At 58.8% G+C, this 20,382-nt stretch carries 18 protein-coding genes; 16 read left to right on the top strand and 2 right to left on the bottom strand.

The window, feature by feature from the left end; translation table 11 throughout:
* The first annotated feature begins 170 nt into the window (after positions 1–170).
* From KGA81_RS03900 to KGA81_RS03865, 8 genes are all read left to right on the top strand, one after another.
* Positions 171–1,514 carry an OprD family porin gene (locus tag KGA81_RS03900; protein ID WP_223544656.1) on the top strand — a complete coding sequence of 448 codons (1,344 nt, stop codon included), beginning with the start codon at positions 171–173 and terminating at the stop codon, positions 1,512–1,514.
* Positions 1,515–1,806: 292 nt separating this feature from the next.
* Positions 1,807–2,445, top strand: a complete 639-nt coding sequence (locus KGA81_RS03895; RefSeq protein ID WP_223544655.1) for a peroxiredoxin — start codon at positions 1,807–1,809, stop codon at positions 2,443–2,445.
* Positions 2,446–2,774: 329 nt separating this feature from the next.
* Complete coding sequence (ssuE, locus tag KGA81_RS03890) at positions 2,775–3,368, top strand: NADPH-dependent FMN reductase (protein WP_223544654.1); 594 nt, start codon at positions 2,775–2,777, stop codon at positions 3,366–3,368.
* A gap of 91 nt (positions 3,369–3,459) precedes the next feature.
* Entirely contained in the window at positions 3,460–4,440 is a 981-nt protein-coding gene (locus tag KGA81_RS03885; protein ID WP_223544653.1) for a sulfonate ABC transporter substrate-binding protein, read from the top strand.
* Between the two features lie 25 nt (positions 4,441–4,465).
* Positions 4,466–5,614 (top strand): FMNH2-dependent alkanesulfonate monooxygenase, encoded by a 1,149-nt coding sequence (gene ssuD, locus KGA81_RS03880; RefSeq protein WP_223544652.1) that lies wholly within the window; start codon positions 4,466–4,468, stop codon positions 5,612–5,614.
* A 9-nt stretch (positions 5,615–5,623) separates the two neighbouring features.
* Complete coding sequence (gene ssuC, locus KGA81_RS03875) at positions 5,624–6,406, top strand: aliphatic sulfonate ABC transporter permease SsuC (protein WP_057712846.1); 783 nt, start codon at positions 5,624–5,626, stop codon at positions 6,404–6,406.
* Entirely contained in the window at positions 6,403–7,209 is an 807-nt protein-coding gene (gene ssuB / locus KGA81_RS03870) for an aliphatic sulfonates ABC transporter ATP-binding protein (RefSeq protein ID WP_223544651.1), read from the top strand. Before ssuC ends, ssuB begins: the two co-directional genes overlap by 4 nt.
* 33 nt (positions 7,210–7,242) lie before the next feature.
* Entirely contained in the window at positions 7,243–7,458 is a 216-nt protein-coding gene (locus tag KGA81_RS03865) for a molybdopterin-binding protein (protein WP_007967989.1), read from the top strand.
* 64 nt (positions 7,459–7,522) lie between these two features.
* Here KGA81_RS03865 and KGA81_RS03860 read toward each other — a convergent pair whose 3' ends face one another.
* Positions 7,523–8,158, bottom strand: a complete 636-nt coding sequence (locus KGA81_RS03860) for a TetR/AcrR family transcriptional regulator (protein ID WP_223544650.1) — start codon at positions 8,156–8,158, stop codon at positions 7,523–7,525.
* A gap of 197 nt (positions 8,159–8,355) precedes the next feature.
* Complete coding sequence (locus KGA81_RS03855; protein WP_223544649.1) at positions 8,356–9,732, bottom strand: glutamine synthetase family protein; 1,377 nt, start codon at positions 9,730–9,732, stop codon at positions 8,356–8,358.
* 667 nt (positions 9,733–10,399) lie between these two features.
* On the opposite strand from KGA81_RS03855, the gene KGA81_RS03850 reads away from it, so the two are divergent.
* The 8 genes from KGA81_RS03850 (at position 10,400) to KGA81_RS03815 (ending at position 20,005) form a co-directional block, all read left to right on the top strand.
* A complete protein-coding gene (locus KGA81_RS03850) occupies positions 10,400–11,758 on the top strand; it encodes a glutamine synthetase family protein (RefSeq protein WP_223544648.1) in 1,359 nt (452 codons plus the stop codon).
* Positions 11,759–11,817: 59 nt separating this feature from the next.
* Positions 11,818–13,182, top strand: coding sequence for an aspartate aminotransferase family protein (locus KGA81_RS03845; RefSeq protein ID WP_223544647.1), 1,365 nt, complete (start codon positions 11,818–11,820; stop codon positions 13,180–13,182).
* Positions 13,183–13,353: 171 nt separating this feature from the next.
* Positions 13,354–14,463 (top strand): polyamine ABC transporter substrate-binding protein, encoded by a 1,110-nt coding sequence (locus KGA81_RS03840; protein ID WP_223544646.1) that lies wholly within the window; start codon positions 13,354–13,356, stop codon positions 14,461–14,463.
* 187 nt (positions 14,464–14,650) lie between these two features.
* The gene (locus KGA81_RS03835; protein WP_317850769.1) at positions 14,651–15,748 is read left to right on the top strand and encodes a polyamine ABC transporter substrate-binding protein; all 1,098 of its coding nucleotides are present in this window, start codon (positions 14,651–14,653) and stop codon (positions 15,746–15,748) included.
* Between the two features lie 50 nt (positions 15,749–15,798).
* The gene (locus tag KGA81_RS03830; protein WP_223544645.1) at positions 15,799–16,941 is read left to right on the top strand and encodes an ABC transporter ATP-binding protein; all 1,143 of its coding nucleotides are present in this window, start codon (positions 15,799–15,801) and stop codon (positions 16,939–16,941) included.
* A 35-nt stretch (positions 16,942–16,976) separates the two neighbouring features.
* Positions 16,977–17,858, top strand: a complete 882-nt coding sequence (locus KGA81_RS03825) for an ABC transporter permease subunit (RefSeq protein ID WP_317850772.1) — start codon at positions 16,977–16,979, stop codon at positions 17,856–17,858.
* Positions 17,855–18,739, top strand: a complete 885-nt coding sequence (locus KGA81_RS03820) for an ABC transporter permease subunit (RefSeq protein ID WP_223544643.1) — start codon at positions 17,855–17,857, stop codon at positions 18,737–18,739. The genes KGA81_RS03825 and KGA81_RS03820 overlap by 4 nt, the downstream gene beginning before the upstream one ends.
* 168 nt (positions 18,740–18,907) lie before the next feature.
* Positions 18,908–20,005: a polyamine ABC transporter substrate-binding protein gene (locus tag KGA81_RS03815; protein ID WP_223544642.1), complete on the top strand. Its 1,098-nt coding sequence runs from the start codon at positions 18,908–18,910 to the stop codon at positions 20,003–20,005.
* Positions 20,006–20,382: the final 377 nt, after the last annotated feature.

Here is a 20,382-nt window from a genome sequence, read left to right as displayed (position 1 = left end):
CCAAAATAGAATTAAAAAATACTTAGAAATTCTTTATGGATTTAATGCCGCGTATCCTGCGGCCCGCCAAATGACCGGCCTGGACGGTTTGCCGCGAATTTATGCATTCAGGATCCCGGGCAATCGATTCGGGACCAGAACATCAGAATTAGAAACGAGAGGAGCGAAACATGAACAAGTCCACCCTGGCCATGGCTGTGGCCGTCGGGGCATTGGCCCAGCAGGCAAACGCTGCGGGTTTTATCGAAGACAGCAAGGCAACACTGGGGCTACGTAACTTCTACATCAACACCGATTACCGTGACGGCACTGGCCCGAACAAAAACGAAGAATGGGGCCAAGGCTTCGATCTGCGTTTCATCTCGGGTTACACCCAGGGCACCGTCGGCTTCGGTATCGATGCGATCGGCCTGTTGGGCGTCAAACTGGATTCGGGCGGTGGCACTAATGGCGCCACGGCGACCTCTTACGGTGGCACGGTTTTCCCGAGCAAATCCAACGGTGAGGCGGTTGATGATTTCTCCAGCCTGGGCCTGACCGCTAAAGCCAGGGTTTCCCGGACCGAACTGAAGCTGGGAACCCTGCAGCCAAAACTGCCGGTGATCGTGACCAACGACGGTCGTCTGTTGCCGCAAACCTGGCAGGGTGGCCAGATCAGCTCCAGCGACATCAAGGACCTGACCCTGATCGGTGGTCAGATCGAAGCCGTCAAAGGCCGTAACTCCAGCAACAATGAGCAGATGTCGATTTCGGGCGCAAACACTCGCGGCACCAAATTCCGCGACAGCAACAAGTTCATCTATGCCGGCGGCGACTACAAGATCACCAAGGACCTGACTGCCCAGTACTACTACGGCAACCTGGAAGAGTTCTACAAACAACACTTCCTGGGTCTGGTGCACAACTGGGCTATCGGCCCTGGCGTATTGAAGTCGGACTTGCGTTACTTCAACAGCTCCGACGACGGTGCCAACGGCCACGACCCACTGTTCTTCACCACTGGCAACTACAGCGGTGCAGCCAACGGTAAAGGCAAGGTCGACAACAACCTGTACAGCGGCCTGTTCCTGTACTCCGTTGCCGGACACACCTTCGGCGCCGGTTACCAGGTCAGCAACGGCAGCAGCGATTTCCCTTGGCTGAACCAGGGCGACGGTTCGTCGAACTACACCATCACCGATTCGCAAATCCAGAAGTTCGGCCGTGCCGGCGAGCGTACATGGCTTGCACGTTACTCCTATGACTTCGCCACGGTCGGCGTACCTGGCCTGACGGCAGGCCTGGTGTACCTGCGCGGTGACAATATCGATACCGTTAATGCCAAGGGCGGCGAGGCGGCCAATGGCGCCTCTGAGTGGGAACGCGACCTGACAGTGGGTTACGTCGTTCAGTCCGGTGCGCTGAAGAACCTCGGCCTGATGTGGAAAAACGCCACATGGCGTACCGATCTGCCGAACACTCGTTCCCAGGATGAAAACCGCTTGATCCTCAGCTACTCGATCCCGCTGCTGTAATAGCGCTCGCGTAACCGAGACAAAAAAAGCCCCGCCCGGTATTGCACCGGGCGGGGCCTTTACATGTTCAAGACGGGTTCACCCCCGTAATCCCGCCTTGAAGTTCCCTCTTTGCAGCAACTCAAGGCCTTCTCGAACCTCGTGGCCGATGTTCGGCGGGTTGTGCGTGCACGTCCAGTGAACAGATCTTTAATATTTCTATATGATCTAAATAGATCAGTATTTATTCTTTTTAATGAATAAAAAACACAGGCACAGTTGAGCCCATCAAGCACTCACAAGGAGCAGCATCATGGGTCTCAGACTTGGCGATATCGCCCCCGATTTCGAACAGAACTCCAGCGCCGGCATCATCCGTTTTCATCAGTGGCTGGGCGATAGCTGGGGTGTGCTGTTTTCCCATCCGGCGGATTTCACGCCAGTGTGCACCACCGAATTGGGTTTCACCGCCAGGCTCAAGGATGAATTCGCCCAGCGTGGCGTCAAGGCCATCGCCTTGTCGGTGGATCCGGTGGAGTCGCATCACAAGTGGATCGAGGACATCAACGAGACGCAGAACACCGTGGTCAATTTCCCGATCCTCGACGACGCCGACCGCAAGGTCTCGGACCTCTACGACCTGATCCATCCCAACGCCAACGACACCCTGACCGTGCGCTCGCTGTTCGTGATCGACCCGAACAAAAAGGTCCGGTTGACCATCACCTACCCGGCGAGCACCGGGCGCAATTTCAACGAAATCCTGCGGGTGATCGACTCGTTGCAACTCACCGACAACTACAAGGTGGCCACACCGGCCAATTGGCAGGACGGTGATGAGGTGGTGATCGTGCCGTCGCTCAAGGATGAGGATGAAATCAAACAGCGTTTTCCCAAGGGCTATCGGGTGGTCAAGCCATACTTGCGCCTGACGCCGCAGCCCAATCGGTAAGTCTTCAGCATTTTCGGCGTAGCTGATGCCGCCATCGCGAGCAAGCTCGCTCCCACAGTTGACCGCGTACCCCTGTGGGAGCGAGCTTGCTCGCGATGGCGGCGGATCAGGCGCAACAGAATTCAAGATGTATACCCACAAAGCAGGGGGTTTGCAGGCCGTTTCGACGGCCTGTTTTTTGTCTGGAAGGAACCGGATTGCATATCTCTTTAATGCATAACCAAATGAATAAATATGATTTATGGATATATAAATCAGCTGTTAAGGTCACTCCATCGAAGCGAGATCGCAAACCGCGAATCGCCAGCACCGTGCAAGGAATCGTCTGAATGTTGGTTGTCTCACTCGGTGGCAGTCCCAGTCAGCGCTCTCGTTCCGGGGTGCTGCTGGATCGCTCCCGGCAATGGTTACAAGAGCAGGGCGTGGAAGTGGTGAGTTATCAGGTACGGGACTTCCCGGCCGAGGACTTACTGCACGCACGCTTCGGCAGCCCCAAGGTGATCGCCTTGTTGCAACAGATTGAAAACGCCGATGGCCTGCTGATTGCCACACCGGTTTACAAGGCATCGTTTTCCGGAGCACTGAAAGTCGTGCTGGATCTGCTGCCCGAACGCGCCTTGAGCCACAAGGTGGTTTTGCCAATGGCCACGGGCGGCAGCATCGCCCACATGCTGGCGGTGGATTACGCGCTCAAACCGGTGCTGTCGGCCTTGAAGGCCCAGGAAATGCTGCAGGGCATTTTCGCCGTCGACAGCCAGATCGCTTACGGCGAAGGCAGCGCCCTGGCGCAATTGGCGCCGGAGCTGGAGCAACGTTTGTATGAAGCGTTGGAGCAGTTTTGCGCAGCCATGGCGCGACGGCCCGGGCCGCTCGATCCAGGCCTGTTGAATGAACGTTTGTTGAGTGCTCGCTGGAGCATTTAAGCCTCACCGAAACAACTGAAGTACTGGCCTTACTCGCCCGCCAACGGGCAAGCAGGTGCAGCCAAAACCCAACTGCAAAAAGGAGAGCGCCATGCGCCCTGTCATTTTGCGTCGTGGTCTGGTCGCTCTGTTTGCTGCGGCTGTCACCTTCGGCGCCATTACTCAAGCTCAGGCCGAGACATTACGAATCGGCTATCAGAAATACGGCACCCTGGTGCTGCTCAAAGCCAAAGGTACCCTGGAAAAACGCCTCGCCGCCCAAGGCGTGGACGTGCAATGGACTGAATTCCCCGGTGGTCCGCAGTTGCTCGAAGGCCTGAACGTCGGCTCCATCGATTTCGGTGTGACCGGCGAAACGCCTCCGGTGTTTGCCCAGGCAGCGGGTGCCGATCTGCTCTACGTCGCCTATGAACCGCCAGCGCCGCACAGTGAGGCGATCCTGGTGCCGAAGGACTCGCCGATCAAATCGGTGGCAGAGCTCAAGGGCAAGAAAGTCGTGCTCAACAAGGGCTCCAACGTGCACTACCTGCTGGTGCGCGCACTGGAAGACGCCGGCCTCAAATACACCGACATCCAGACCGTATTCCTGCCGCCGGCCGATGCCCGGGCTGCGTTCGAACGTGGCAGCGTCGACGCCTGGGTCATCTGGGACCCGTACCAGGCAGCGGCCGAACAACAGCTGCAAGCGCGCACCCTGCGTGATGGCCAGGGCATCGTCGACAACCATCAGTTCTACCTGGCGACCAAACCTTACGCGCAAAAAAATCCTGAAGTGATCAAGACCCTGGTGGAAGAAGTGCGCGCAGTGGGCGAGTGGTCCAGGGCTAACCCGCAAGAGGTGACCCAACAGGTTTCACCACTGCTCGGTCTGCCAGCGGACGTCACCCTGACCTCGGTAAAACGCCAGGGTTACGGCGCGCTGTTCCTCACCCCGGAAGTGGTCGCCGCGCAACAGAAAATCGCCGACAGCTTCTACCAGCTCAAGCTGATTCCCAAGCCTCTGAGCATCAAAGACGTGATCTGGACGCCGCCGGCTGTCGTGGCCCAAAGCTCGGTAACCAAAGCCCAATAATTCGACTCCCCAAGGAGACCACTCCATGAGCCTCAATATTTTCTGGTTCCTGCCTACCCACGGCGACGGCCATTACCTTGGTACCGCCGAAGGCGCCCGCGCCGTCGATCACGGTTACCTGCAACAAGTCGCGCAAGCCGCTGACCGCCTGGGGTTTGGCGGGGTGCTGATTCCGACTGGCCGCTCCTGCGAAGACTCCTGGCTGGTGGCGGCATCGCTGATTCCGGTGACCCAGCGCTTGAAGTTCCTTGTCGCTCTGCGCCCCGGGATCATTTCTCCGACGGTGGCGGCGCGTCAGGCCGCGACCCTGGATCGTCTGTCCGGCGGCCGTGCGTTGTTCAACCTGGTGACGGGTGGTGATCCGGAAGAGTTGGCCGGTGATGGTCTGTTCCTCAGCCACGAAGAACGCTACCAGGCCTCGGTGGAATTCACCCGCATCTGGCGCCGTGTGCTGGAAGGCGAAACCGTCGATTACGACGGCCAGCACATCAGCGTGAAGGGGGCGAAACTGCTCTATCCGCCGATCCAGCAACCACGTCCGCCGCTGTACTTCGGTGGCTCGTCGGATGCGGCACAAGACCTCGCGGCAGAGCAGGTGGAAATGGTTCTGACCTGGGGCGAACCACCGGCAGCGGTGGCAGAGAAGATCGAGCAGGTTCGGGCCAAAGCCGCCAAGCTCGGGCGCACCGTGCGCTTTGGCATTCGCCTGCATGTGATCGTGCGCGAAACCAACGAGGAGGCCTGGAAAGCCGCGGATCGACTGATCTCCCATCTGGACAACGACACCATTGCCCGCGCCCAGGCTTCGCTGGCGCGTTTCGATTCGGTCGGTCAGCAACGGATGGCCGCATTGCATGGAGGTAGCCGCGACAATCTGGAAGTCAGCCCGAACCTGTGGGCCGGTGTCGGTCTGGTGCGCGGCGGTGCCGGTACGGCGCTGGTGGGCGATGGTCCGACCGTGGCGGCCCGCGTGAAGGAGTACGCGGACCTGGGCATCGACACGTTCATTTTCTCCGGTTATCCACACCTGGAAGAGTCGTACCGGGTCGCAGAACTGCTGTTCCCACACCTCGATGTCGAGCGTCCAGAACTGCCGAAAAGTGCCGGTTACGTCAGCCCGTTCGGCGAGATGGTCGCCAACGACATTCTGCCCAAAGCCGCGTCCCAGAGCTGAGGCGCGGTCATGAAGAAAATCATCCACAGCCTGGCGCCCTGGGCGTTGCCGGTGTTGCTGCTGGCGGTCTGGCAGTTGAGTGTGTCGGCGGGCTGGTTGTCGACACGGATTCTGCCAGCGCCGATCGCCGTGATCGAAGCCGGCGTGAGCCTGGTGCGCAGCGGCGAAATCTGGACGCACCTGGCCATCAGCGGCTGGCGTGCCGCACTGGGTTTCACCATTGGCGGCGGCATCGGTTTGACCTTGGGTTTTATCACCGGCCTGTCGAAGTGGGGCGAGCGCCTGCTCGACAGTTCGGTGCAGATGATCCGCAACGTGCCGCACCTGGCGCTGATTCCGCTGGTGATCCTGTGGTTTGGCATCGACGAGTCGGCAAAGATTTTCCTGGTGGCGCTGGGCACGTTGTTCCCGATTTACCTCAATACCTATCACGGCATCCGCAACGTCGATCCGGCGCTGGTGGAGATGGCGCGCAGCTATGGCCTGAGCGGTTTCAGCCTGTTCTGGCAGGTGATCCTGCCAGGGGCGCTACCTTCGATTCTGGTCGGCGTGCGCTTCGCCCTGGGCTTCATGTGGCTGACGTTGATCGTGGCGGAAACCATCTCCGCGAGTTCCGGCATCGGCTATCTGGCCATGAATGCCCGGGAATTCTTGCAGACTGACGTGGTGGTGCTGGCGATTCTGTTGTACGCGGTGCTCGGCAAATTGGCCGACCTCGCGGCCCGTGGGCTAGAGCGTGTGTGGCTGCGCTGGCACCCGGCGTATCAGGTTGCCAAGGGAGGTGCGGCATGATCGCAGAGCAACCTCCACGCCTGCTGCGCGGCATTCCGCTGGCGGTGCGCAAACTGCAAAAAACCTTTGGCTCGCGGCAGGTGCTGCGTGAGATCGACCTGCACATTCCGGCGGGCCAGTTTGTCGCCGTGGTCGGTCGTAGCGGCTGCGGCAAAAGTACCTTGCTGCGCTTGCTCGCCGGCCTCGATCAACCAACCGGCGGTGAGTTGCTCGCCGGTGCCGCGCCATTGAGTGACGCGCGGGAGGACACACGGCTGATGTTCCAGGAGGCGCGTTTGCTGCCTTGGAAAAAGATCATCGACAACGTCGGTCTGGGTCTCAAGGGCAACTGGCGGCCGCAGGCGCTTGAAGCTTTGGACGCGGTGGGCCTGGCCGATCGCGCCCACGAGTGGCCGGCCGCGCTGTCCGGTGGACAGAAACAACGTGTGGCTCTGGCCCGTGCGCTGATTCATCAGCCGCGCCTGCTGTTGCTCGACGAACCCCTGGGTGCTCTGGATGCCCTGACCCGAATTGAAATGCAGCAACTGATCGAACGGCTCTGGCAGCAGCATGGCTTCACGGTATTGCTGGTGACCCATGACGTCAGTGAAGCCGTAGCGATTGCCGATCGGGTGATCCTGATCGAAGACGGTGAAATCGGACTCGACCTGCACGTGGAACTGCCGCGTCCTCGCGTTCGAGGCTCCCATCGACTGGCGGCGCTGGAAACCGAAGTGCTCAATCGCGTGCTGGCGCTGCCCGGCCAGCCGCCGGAACCGGAACCTGTTTCACCCTTGCCCACGCAATTGCGTTGGGCTCAATAACTCAAGTTTTATCCAACGACAGGAATCAACATCATGACAATCAAGGCCATCAACGTTCGCAACCAGTTCAAGGGCTCCATCAAGGAAATCGTCCTCGGCGACGTGCTGTCGGAAATCGACGTGCAGACCGCGTCCGGCATCGTCACTTCGGTGATCACCACGCGTTCGGTCAAGGAATTGGAACTGGCCGTCGGCAGTGAAGTGATCGCGTTTGTGAAATCCACCGAGGTATCGATCGCCAAGTTGTAAGCCGCATGCGTAAACAACAACCCCGAAGGGTTTGAGCCCTTCGGGGTTTTTTTATTCGTCAAGATCAAAAGATCGCACGCTTGGGCAGATACGGCGGCAAATACAACCCCACATAAGCATCAAACACCCGCATCCCTTCCTCGGCCATGCGCGGCGTAATCTGCCCGTGCTGCTGCACCGAGCGCGCATACACCCGGTCGCCCAGCTCCATGGCCAGGGCGAACACATCGACATCACTGGGCAATGTCGGCAGCTCGAAGTGATGGTCGAACAGCTTGTGCATCAGGTCGCCCAGTTCGATGTCGTGCTGGCGGTCGGCCTGGGTGACTTCGGTCAGGCCGTGCTGGGCCAGAATGAGTTGGCGGGCGGCAGCGTCCTCTGCATAGATGTCGAGCATGCGTTGTTCCACCAGTCGCGACAGATCGCGCCAGCTGTTCAAGGCGAGGTGATCGATGGGGGCTTGCAGGCAGGCGCGGAAGGCCGCATGGACGTCGGCGGTCAGCGCTTCGAGCAAGGCCGGGACGCTGGCAAAAAAATGGTAGACCGAGGAGGGCGGAATCTCCGCGCGCTCGGCAACGCTGTAGATCGACAGGCTGGCCACGCCCTCGGCGGCCAGCAGTGTACGGGCGGCGTCGAGTATCGAATCGATCCGGGCCTGGCTGCGTGCGCGGGGTTTGCGGGGGCTGGCTACGCGTGTCATTGAAGTCTCCTGCGGGGCAGCGGGCATTGTACGAGTCGGGTTGCGTGTTGTCTGCCCAGGTGCCTTCGCTGGCAAGCCAGCGCCTACAATTGAATGCATTCCTCCTGTTGGAGCTGGCTTGCCAGCGAACCGCCGCAGGCTGCCATAAAAAAACGCCGCAGGCTTTTACAGCCGGCGGCGTTTTTTACTGCAACCGATTAAACGGTATGCAGGTACCAGTTGTACTCGAGGTCGGAGATGGAGTGTTCAAACTCCTCCAGCTCGCTCTCTTTACAGGCCACGAAAATATCGATGTATTTCGGATCGATGTACCTGGCCATGACTTCGCTGTCGTCCAGCTCGCGCAGTGCATCGCGCAGGTTGTTCGGCAGGCTCTGCTCGTTCTGCTCGTAGCTGTTGCCTTCCACCGGGGCGCCCGGCTCGATCTGGTTGGTCAAGCCGTGGTGCACGCCCGCCAGGACCGAAGCCATCAGCAGGTACGGGTTGGCATCGGCGCCGGCCACACGGTGTTCGATGCGTACGGCATCGGCGGCACCGGTCGGTACGCGAATCGCTACGGTGCGGTTGTCCAGGCCCCAGCACGGCGAGTTCGGCACGTAGAACTGTGCACCGAAACGACGATACGAGTTGACGTTCGGGCAGAGGAAGGCCATCTGCGCCGGTAGGGTCTCGAGCACACCGCCGATCGCGTGACGCAGTGCGGCGTTCTGCTCGGGATCCTCACTGGCAAAAATATTCTTGCCGTCTTTGTCGAGAATCGAGATGTGGACGTGCAGACCGTTACCCGCCTGGCCTGGGTAAGGCTTGGCCATGAAGGTGGTGTCCATTTCATGGTCGTAGGCGATGTTCTTGATCAGGCGCTTGAGCAGGACCGCGTAGTCGCACGCCTTGATCGGGTCGGCCACGTGGTGCAGGTTGACTTCGAACTGCGCCGGGGCACTTTCCTTGACGATGGCGTCGGCCGGGATGCCTTGCTCCTTGGCACCTTCCAGAATGTCCTGGAGGCAGTCGACGTATTCGTCGAGGTCGTCGATCAGGTAGACCTGTGTCGAGTGCGGACGTTTGCCGGAAACCGGCGAGCGAGGTGGTTGCGGACGACCGTTCACGTTCTCCTGGTCGATCAGGTAGAACTCCAGTTCGAACGCGGCGCAGATGGTCAGGCCCATGTCGTCGAACTTGCGCACCACATTGGCCAGCACTTCACGCGGGTCGGCGAAGAATGGCTCGCCTTCGAGTTCGTGCATGGTCATCAACAGTTGCGCGGTCGGGCGCTTCTGCCATGGCTCGTTGCATAGGGTATCGGGGATTGGATAGCAGATTCGGTCAGCATCACCGATGTCCAGGCCCAGACCGGTGCTTTCCACCGTCGAGCCATTGATATCCAGAGCAAATAGAGAGGCCGGCAGGTTGATGCCTTTCTCGTAAACCTTGTGGAGGCTGGTGCGTTCGATGCGCTTGCCGCGCACCACACCATTCATATCCGCAATCAGAAGGTCAACGTACAGAACCTCAGGATGTTCCTTAAGGAACGCGTTCGCTTCGTTAAGCTGAACGGCACGCGGGGGTACCGACATGATGCAACACCTTTGTTGTTAAAAATATCAATCATTGATCTTTTCAGATTCCAGTCAACCCGAACGGCATGCCGAAGTCAAGCGAGGCCTTTTTTGCCCTAAAAAAGCGCTCGTATGGCTTTTTTGAGGCGATTTGGGGCGTTTTTATGCCTTGAGCCCCTATGGCGCCCGCAGGCTTGAGCGGGCCGTGTTGTATTTTTTACGGGGGTGTTGTGTAAAAAAATGAACAAGGCTAAGCTCGAATCAAACCCATAACAGCAATAATACCGGGGTGCTTCATGTCTCGCCTGCCGATAATCGGCGTCACCGACTGCTCAAGACAGGTCGGTCGGCATGTTTATCACATCAGTGATGACACGTCCGTCCGTTCCTTGGCCTCGGCGGTTGCGGTGATCCTTGCGTCCCTGACGGTTCGACCGTCCCCGTCCGATATTCTGGACGGTCGCGATGGCCCCCCCATTACGGTTACTCCATTCAATATAGAACCGATTCACAATAGCGGCCTGACCATCGTTCAGGACACCGCTCGCGATTCTGCACGCCCGGCCTGCGCAGCCATGTCGGCAAGCACGATAATCTGCCGCGCAAACGCTCTACAACGCGACGCCGATGCGTCAAACAACGCCTGACCTTCAAAGGGTCAGACAACTCAAGCCTAGAGGCATTTATGAGTAACAACCTCGACCAGCTCACTGATTGGTTGAAAAACCACAAGATCACAGAAGTCGAATGCATGATCGCCGACTTGACCGGGATTACCCGGGGAAAGATTTCGCCGACCAACAAATTCATCGCCGAAAAAGGCATGCGTCTGCCAGAAAGCGTGCTGTTGCAGACCGTGACCGGCGATTACGTCGAAGACGACATCTATTACGAACTGCTCGACCCGGCCGACATCGACATGATCTGCCGTCCCGACCAGAACGCGGTGTACCTGGTGCCGTGGGCCATCGAGCCGACCGCCATCGTCATCCACGATACCTACGACAAGCAAGGCAACCCGATCGAGCTGTCGCCACGCAACGTGCTCAAGAAAGTCCTGAAACTCTATACCGACAAGGGCTGGCAGCCGATCGTGGCGCCGGAAATGGAGTTTTACCTGACCAAGCGCAGTGACGACCCGGACTACCCGCTGCAACCGCCAATCGGTCGTTCCGGTCGTCCGGAAATCGGTCGTCAGTCGTTCTCCATTGAAGCGGCGAACGAATTCGATCCGCTGTTCGAAGACGTCTATGACTGGTGCGAACTGCAGGACCTGGACCTCGATACGCTGATTCACGAGGACGGCACCGCACAGATGGAAATCAACTTCCGTCACGGCGATGCCCTGTCCCTGGCCGACCAGATCCTGGTGTTCAAGCGCACCATGCGCGAAGCTGCGCTCAAGCACGATGTGGCCGCGACCTTCATGGCCAAGCCGATGACCGGCGAGCCGGGCAGCGCCATGCACCTGCACCAGAGCATCATCGACATCGAGACCGGCAAGAACATCTTCTCTAATGAAGACGGGACCATGAGCCAGCTGTTCCTGCACCACATCGGTGGCTTGCAGAAACTCATCCCCGAGCTGTTGCCGCTGTTCGCCCCGAACGTCAACTCGTTCCGTCGCTTCCTGCCGGACACTTCGGCGCCGGTGAACGTGGAATGGGGCGAAGAGAACCGCACCGTGGGCCTGCGGGTGCCGGATGCCGGGCCGCAGAACCGTCGGGTGGAAAACCGCCTGCCGGGCGCCGATGCCAACCCGTACCTGGCGATTGCCGCGAGCCTGCTCTGCGGTTACATCGGCATGGTCGAAGGCCTGAACCCGAGTGCACCGGTGGTGGGGCGTGGCTATGAACGCCGCAACCTGCGCCTGCCGCTGACCATCGAAGACGCGCTGGAACGCATGGAAAACAGCGCGACCATCGAACGTTACCTGGGCAAAAATTTCATCAGTGGCTACGTCGCGGTCAAGCGGGCCGAGCATGAAAACTTCAAGCGCGTGATCAGTTCGTGGGAAAGGGAATTCCTGCTCTTTGCCGTCTGATACGCCGGGCGCCGCCGCTGCCTGGCGGCGCCTTCACCTGATTGTTTTAGGAGATTCGTATGACCAGCAACAATCCGCAAACCCGTGAATGGCAAACCCTGAGCAATGATCACCACCTGGCTCCGTTCAGCGACTTCAAGCAGCTGAAAGAAAAAGGCCCGCGGATCATCACCAATGCCAAGGGCGTTTACCTCTGGGACAGCGAAGGCAACAAGATCCTCGACGGTATGGCTGGCCTGTGGTGTGTCGCGATTGGTTATGGTCGCGATGAACTGGCCGATGCCGCCAGTAAACAGATGCGCGAACTGCCTTACTACAACCTGTTCTTCCAGACCGCTCACCCGCCGGTACTGGAGCTGGCCAAGGCTATCGCGGACATCGCACCAGAAGGCATGAACCATGTGTTTTTCACAGGTTCCGGCTCTGAAGGCAACGACACCATGCTGCGTATGGTTCGTCACTACTGGGCGATCAAGGGCCAGCCGAAAAAGAAAGTCATCATCAGCCGCAAGAACGGCTATCACGGTTCCACCGTGGCCGGCGCGAGCCTGGGTGGCATGACGTACATGCACGAACAGGGCGACCTGCCGATCCCGGGCATCGTCCACATTGCCCAGCCGTACTGGTTCGCCGAAGGCGGCGACATGACTCCGGAAGAGTTCGGTATCTGGGCGGCCAACCAGCTGGAAGAAAAGATTCTGGAAGTCGGCGTCGACAACGTCGGTGCCTTTATTGCCGAGCCGATCCAGGGCGCCGGTGGCGTGATCATTCCGCCAGCGACCTACTGGCCGCGCATCAAGGAAATTCTCGACAAGTACGACATCCTGTTCGTGGCTGACGAAGTGATTTGCGGTTTCGGTCGTACCGGCGAGTGGTTCGGCAGCGATTTCTACGGCCTCAAGCCAGACATGATGACCATCGCCAAGGGCCTGACCTCGGGTTACATCCCGATGGGCGGCCTGATCGTGCGAGACGAAGTGGTGGACGTGCTCAACGAGGGCGGTGACTTCAACCACGGTTTCACCTACTCCGGGCACCCGGTGGCAGCGGCTGTGGGGCTGGAAAACATCCGTATCCTGCGCGACGAAAAAATTGTCGAGCGCGTGAAGTCAGAAACGGCACCGTATTTGCAAAAGCGTCTGCGGGAACTGAACGATCACCCGCTGGTGGGTGAAGTTCGTGGGGTCGGGTTGTTGGGGGCCATCGAACTGGTCCAGGACAAGGCCACTCGCAAGCGTTACGAGGGCAAGGGCGTCGGCATGATCTGCCGTCAGTTCTGCTTCGACAACGGCCTGATCATGCGCGCAGTCGGCGATACCATGATCATCGCTCCGCCACTGGTGATCACGCCGGCGGAAATCGATGAACTGGTAACCAAGGCTCGCAAGTGCCTTGACCTGACCCTGAGTGCATTGCAGGGCTAAGTGCTAGGCTCTGAGCGAGGGAGCTGCGGCGCTCTCGCTCAAAGCCGTCACAAAGGCCGGTCTTTTCTTGAAAGACCGCCTCGGATCTTGCCAGACTAGCCACAGTTCCAGTTGTCAGGGTTCGGCCGCTGAACAAAGTGGTTCAAAAAAGAAAAATTTGGAGCATGACGCATGAAGGCATTAGGTAAAAAGCTTGCTGGCAAGACACTTCTCGCCCTGTCCGTCGCGGGCATGATGGCGGGTGCGGTTCAGGCGGATGACAAGGTGTTGCACGTCTACAACTGGTCCGACTACATCGCTCCGGACACCATCGCGAACTTCGAGAAAGAGTCGGGGATCAAGGTCGTTTACGACGTATTCGACAGCAACGAGACCCTGGAAGCCAAACTGCTGGCGGGCAAGTCCGGCTACGACGTGGTCGTGCCATCGAACAACTTCCTGGCCAAGCAGATCAAGGCCGGCGTATATCAGGAGCTGGACCGGTCCAAGCTGCCTAACTGGAAAAACCTGAACCAGGATCTGCTCAAGGCCGTTTCGGTCAGTGACCCTGGCAACAAGCACGCCTTCCCGTACATGTGGGGCTCGATCGGCATCGGTTACAACCCGGAGAAGGTCAAGGCTGCGTTGGGCGTCGATACCATCGACTCCTGGGACGTACTGCTCAAACCGGAAAACATCGCCAAGCTCAAGGGTTGCGGTGTGAGTTTCCTCGATTCGCCGACCGAAATGCTCCCGGTCGCGCTGCACTACCTGGGCCTGCCAACCGACAGCCAGAAGAAAGAAGACATCAAGAAAGCCGAGGAACTGTTCCTCAAGATTCGTCCTTCGATCACCTACTTCCACTCGTCCAAGTACATCTCGGACCTGGCCAACGGCAACATCTGCGTAGCGGTCGGCTACTCGGGTGACGTTCAGCAGGCCAAGTCCCGTGCCGCAGAGGCGGGTGACAAGGTCAAAGTCAGCTACGCCATTCCGAAAGAAGGCGCTGGCACCTTCTACGACATGGTCGCGATTCCCAAGGATGCCGAGAACGTTCAGGGCGCCTACAAGTTCATGACGTTCCTGCAGAAGCCTGAAGTCATGGCCGGTATCACCAACGCCGTACGCTTCCCGAACGGTAACGCTGCTGCAACACCTCTGGTCGACAAAGACATCACCAGCGATCCAGGCATCTACCCGACAGCCGATGTGCTGGCCAAGTTGTATGCCATCGCCGACCTGCCAGCGGCGACTCAGCGGGAATTGACCCGCAGCTGGACCAAGATCAAATCCGGTAAATAAGCCGGTTTGATGTAACAGCCTGTTGTCGCCACCTGCGCGGTGGCGGCAACAGGTTGAATTAAATGACAAAAGTTTTGCTGGAACGGTTTTTCGAGGGTAAGTTGCGCGCCGGTTTTGTTGCCGGGCAACCACGGTTGTCATGTAGCGCGGGGCAACTTGGGCCCAACTAATTTCAGAGGACCTCCACTTGCCTGTTTTTTCTTTCTTGCGCAAAGCCATGCTGGTCGGCGCCGGGCTGACGATTGCTGTCAGTGTCCAGGCCGCCGGCACCGTGCATATTTATAACTGGTCGGACTACATCGGTGAAACCACCCTGGCCGACTTCCAGAAAGAGACCGGCATCAAGCCGGTTTATGACGTCTTCGATTCCAACGAAACCCTGGAAGGCAAGTTGCTGGCCGGGCGTACCGGTTATGACGTGGTCGTGCCGTCGAACCACTTCCTCGGCAAACAGATCAAGGCCGGGGCATTCCAGAAGCTCGACAAATCGCAGCTGCCGAATTATTCGAACCTTGACCCGGTGCTGCTCAAGCGCCTGGAACAGAACGATCCGGGCAACCTGTACGCCGTGCCGTACCTGTGGGGCACCAATGGCATCGGTTACAACGTCGACAAGGTCAAGGCTGTGCTGGGCGTCGACACGATCGATTCCTGGGGCGTGCTGTTCGAGCCGCAAAACATCAAGAAGCTGCAAAGCTGTGGTGTAGCCTTCCTCGACTCCGCCGATGAAATGATGCCGACAGTACTCAACTACATGGGCCTGAATGCCAACAGCACCAACCCTGAAGACTACAAAAAGGCCGAAGCCAAGTTGCTCGCGGTGCGGCCTTACGTGACCTACTTCCACTCTTCGAAATACATCGCGGATCTGGCCAACGGCGATATCTGCGTGGCGATCGGTTTCTCTGGCGACATCTTCCAGGCGAAGAATCGCGCCGAAGAAGCCAAGAAAGGCGTGAACATCGCCTACTCGATCCCGAAAGAGGGCGGCGCACTCTGGTTCGACATGCTGGCGATTCCGAAGGACTCGACCAACGTCAAGCAGGCCAACGCTTTCATCAACTATTTACTGAAGCCTGAGGTGATTGCCCAGGTCAGTGATTACGTCGGCTATGCCAACCCTAACCCGGGTTCGGACAAACTGATGGAACAGTCCATTCGCACCGACGAAGCGGTGTACCCACCGCAAGCGGTGCTCGACAAGACCTACGTGTCGGTCGAGCTGCCGCCGAATATTCAACGTTTGATGACCCGCAGCTGGACCAAGGTCAAGTCGGGTAAATAGTTTCAAGGCTCACCTTGAGCGAACTGAAAATTTTGTTGGGAGTTTCGTAAATGGCAGTTGCCTCCGGCGCCTATAAGAAAGCCCTCGAGGGCGACCAGTCACCTAAACAGGTGCTGGTCAAAATCGACCGGGTCACGAAGAAGTTCGACGAGACGATTGCCGTGGACGATGTGTCCCTGGAAATCAAGAAAGGCGAAATTTTCGCCCTGCTCGGCGGTTCGGGATCGGGCAAGTCCACGTTGCTGCGCATGCTCGCAGGTTTCGAACGGCCCACGGAGGGGCGCATTTTCCTCGATAGCGTAGACATCACCGACATGCCGCCCTATGAGCGGCCGATCAACATGATGTTCCAGTCCTACGCCTTGTTTCCGCACATGACCGTGGCGCAGAACATCGCCTTCGGCCTCAAGCAGGACAAGTTGCCGGCCGCTGAAGTCGATGCGCGGGTGGCCGACATGCTCAAGCTGGTACAGATGAGCCAGTACGCCAAGCGCAAGCCGCACCAACTGTCCGGCGGCCAGCGTCAGCGGGTGGCCCTGGCCCGTTCCCTGGCCAAACGTCCGAAATTGCTGCTGCTCGACGAACCGATGGGCGCACTGGACAAGAAGCTGCGTTCGCAAATGCAGCTGGAGCTGGTGGAGATCATCGAGCGCGTCGGCGTGACCTGCGTGATGGTGACCCACGACCAGGAAGAGGCCATGACCATGGCCGAACGCATCGCGATCATGCACCTGGGCTGGATTGCCCAGATCGGCAGTCCGATCGACATCTACGAAACCCCGACCAGCCGCCTGGTCTGCGAATTCATCGGCAACGTGAACATCTTCGAAGGCGAAGTGATCGACGACGCCGAAGGCCACGCGATCATTACCTGCAAAGACCTGGATCGTCAGATCTACGTCGGGCACGGCATCAGCACTTCGGTGCAGGACAAGTCGGTTACCTACGCGATCCGTCCGGAAAAACTGCTGGTCACCGCCAACATGCCGACCTGCCAGTACAACTGGTCCAGCGGCAAGGTCCACGACATCGCCTACCTCGGCGGCCATTCGGTGTTCTACGTCGAACTGCCAAGCGGCAAGCTGGTGCAGTCGTTCGTGGCCAACGCCGAGCGTCGCGGGCAGCGTCCGACCTGGGGTGATCAGGTCTACGTGTACTGGGAAGACGACAGCGGCGTGGTGCTTCGCTCATGAACATGCGCAAATTCAAGCGTCGACTCAATCGAATAATTCCCGGTGGCCGTCAGATGGTCATCGGCATTCCGTTCATCTGGCTGTTCCTGTTCTTCATGCTGCCGTTCTTCATCGTCCTGAAGATCAGCTTCGCCGAAGCGGACGTGGCCATTCCGCCGTACACCGAAATCTACAGCTACGCCGAGCAGAAGCTGCAGTTGCTGCTTAACCTGGGCAACTACGCGATGCTGGCCGGTGACGAGCTGTACATCGCCGCTTACCTCGGCTCGTTGAAGATGGCGCTTTTCAGCACCATCCTCTGCCTGCTGATCGGCTACCCGATGGCCTACGGCATCTCCGTTGCCCGCAAGGAAGTGCAGACGGTGCTGGTGCTGCTGATCATGATGCCGACCTGGACCGCGATCCTGATCCGTGTTTATGCGTGGATGGGCATTCTCAGCAACAACGGCCTGCTCAACGGTTTCCTGATGAGCATGGGCTGGATCGACGAACCGCTGCAGATCCTCAACACCAACCTGGCGGTCTACATCGGCGTGGTCTATTCCTACCTGCCGTTCATGATCCTGCCGCTGTATGCCAACCTGGTCAAGCACGACCAGAGCCTGCTGGAAGCCGCGTCGGACCTGGGCTCGAGCACCTTCAACAGCTTCTGGAAAATCACCGTGCCGCTGTCGAAAAACGGCATCATCGCAGGCTGCATGCTGGTGTTCATCCCGGTGGTGGGCGAGTTCGTGATCCCGGAACTGCTCGGCGGTCCGGAAACCCTGATGATCGGTAAAGTGCTCTGGCAGGAGTTCTTCAACAACCGTGACTGGCCGGTGGCGTCTGCCCTGGCGGTGGTGATGCTGGCGATCCTGATTGTGCCGATCATTCTGTTCAACCGCAGTCAGGCCAAGGAAATGGAGGGTAAAGAATGAAGCGCTTCCGTTTCTCAAGTTTCATGCTGATAGCGGGTTTGCTATTCATCTACGCGCCGATGCTGATCCTGGTGATCTACTCGTTCAACGCCTCCAAACTGGTAACGGTGTGGGGCGGCTGGTCGATCAAGTGGTACGCCGGCCTGCTCGACAACAGCCAGTTGATGGGCTCAGTGGTGCGCTCGCTGGAAATCGCCTGCTACACGGCGGTGGCGGCGGTGGCACTGGGTACATTGGCGGCGTTCGTCCTGACGCGCATTACGCGCTTCAAGGGCCGCACCCTGTTCGGTGGCCTGGTCACCGCGCCACTGGTGATGCCTGAGGTGATCACCGGTCTGTCGCTGTTGCTGCTGTTCGTGGCCATGGCGCAGATGATCGGCTGGCCGCAGGAACGTGGCATCGTCACCATCTGGATTGCCCACACCACGTTCTGCGCGGCCTATGTGGCGGTGGTGGTCTCGGCGCGTTTGCGCGAGCTGGACCTGTCCATCGAAGAGGCGGCCATGGACCTGGGCGCGAAGCCGTGGAAGGTGTTCTTCCTGATCACCATCCCGATGATCGCCCCGTCGCTGGCAGCGGGCGGCATGATGTCCTTCGCGCTGTCGCTGGATGACCTGGTGCTGGCGAGCTTCGTCTCGGGTCCGGGTTCCACGACCCTGCCGATGGAAGTGTTCTCGGCGGTGCGTCTGGGGGTCAAGCCCGAGATCAACGCCGTGGCCAGCCTGATCCTGTTGGCGGTGTCGATCGTGACCTTCATGGTCTGGTTCTTCAGCCGTCGTGCCGAAGAAAGCCGCAAGCGTGCGATCCAGGAAGCCATGGACCAGACCGCCAGCGAATCCTGGCAGCAACCTGAAAAGAAAATGCTCGCAGCCACCGCCTAAGGCACTGTGGTTCGCTCTTTGTGGCGAGGGAGCTTGCTCCCGCTGGGTCGCGAAGCGGCCCCAAAAGATGGGCCTGCTGCGCAGTCCAGCGCGAGCAAGCTCGCTCGCCACAGATTCACTGTGATTTTGCATTGTGTTTTTGAATAAAAAAGAAATGGAGTTGTACCGATGAAAATGTTTGGCAGGACTCTGCTGACACTGTCCTTATTGGGCGCAATCGCCACGGTTGCCCAGGCCAATGACAAGGTTCTGCGCGTCTACAACTGGTCCGATTACATAGGCCCGGACACCGTCAGGAAGTTCGAGGACGAGACCGGCATCCAGGTGACCTACGATGTGTTCGACAGCAACGAAACCCTTGAAGCACGTCTGCTGGCGGGTAAATCCGGCTACGACATCGTCGTGCCGTCCAACAGTTTCCTGGCCAAGCAGATCAAGGCCGGCGTCTATCAGGAACTGGACAAGTCGAAGCTTGCGAACTGGAAAAACCTCAATCCGGTGCTGCTGAAGAACGCCTCGGCAAGCGATCCCGATAACGCCTACGCCATCCCGTACATGTGGGGCTCGATCGGCATCGGCTTCAACCCGCAGAAGGTCAAGGAAGTGCTCGGCGCCAATGCCCCGACCAACTCCTGGGACCTGCTGTTCAAACCGGAAAACGCCGAGAAGCTCAAAGCCTGCGGCATCAGCTTCCTCGATTCACCGACTGAAATGATCCCGACCGCCCTGCACTACCTGGGCTACCCGGTGAACGATCAGGACAAACAGCACATCGCCCAAGCCCAGGCGCTGTTCATGAAGATTCGCCCGAACGTGGCGTACTTCCATTCGTCGAAATACATCTCGGACCTGGCCAACGGCAACATCTGCGTGGCCGTCGGTTACTCAGGCGACGTGCTGCAGGCCAAGGCCCGCGCCCGGGAAGCCGGGGACAAGGTGAAGATCGACTACAGCATCCCGAAAGAAGGCGCCGCCAGTTTCTACGACATGCTCGCCATCCCCCGCGATGCCGCCAACGTCGAGAACGCTTACCTGTTCATGAACTTCCTGATGCGCCCCGACGTGATTGCCGACATCACCAACAACATCGGCTACAGCAATGCGAACGCGGCGGCCACGCCGTTGGTGGATGAAGCGATCCGCAACGATCCGGGCTCCTACCCGCCGGAAGCGGTGATGGCCACGCTCTATGCCGTGCCGGACCAGCCGATTGCCGTCCAGCGGATCATGACCCGTGGCTGGACCAAGGTGAAACTCGGGCAGTAATTCACTCAATCAATCTGCTGAGTCTGACATTGCCATCGCGAGCAAGCTCGCTCCCACATAAGTGGTTCACTGCCGACCACTGTGGGAGCGAGCTTGCTCGCGATGAGGCCAGAACATCCAGCACACCTTTCAGCTTTACCCATTTCCGTTCACGCAGCGCCTTACCACCGCTGCCTCTCCTGCAGTAGAACGGCCTCACCTGGCTCCCTCGGTTCAGGTGAAGTTTGGCGCCCTCGGGCGCCTTTTTTATGGTTCTTCACGGAATCCCGGGAAACACAGAAACAAGAACGCCGATTTGGTTGATGATGTTCGTGCGAGCAAACACATCTAACAAACCGGCGTTCTTATGCGCGATATTAATACTTTCCTTCCTTTTT

This window comes from Pseudomonas sp. A-B-19 (genome assembly GCF_019947515.1).
Taxonomy (GTDB): domain Bacteria; phylum Pseudomonadota; class Gammaproteobacteria; order Pseudomonadales; family Pseudomonadaceae; genus Aquipseudomonas.
The sequence above is the reverse complement of the archived record's forward strand: the minus strand, read 5'-3'. Positions and strand labels throughout refer to the sequence as shown.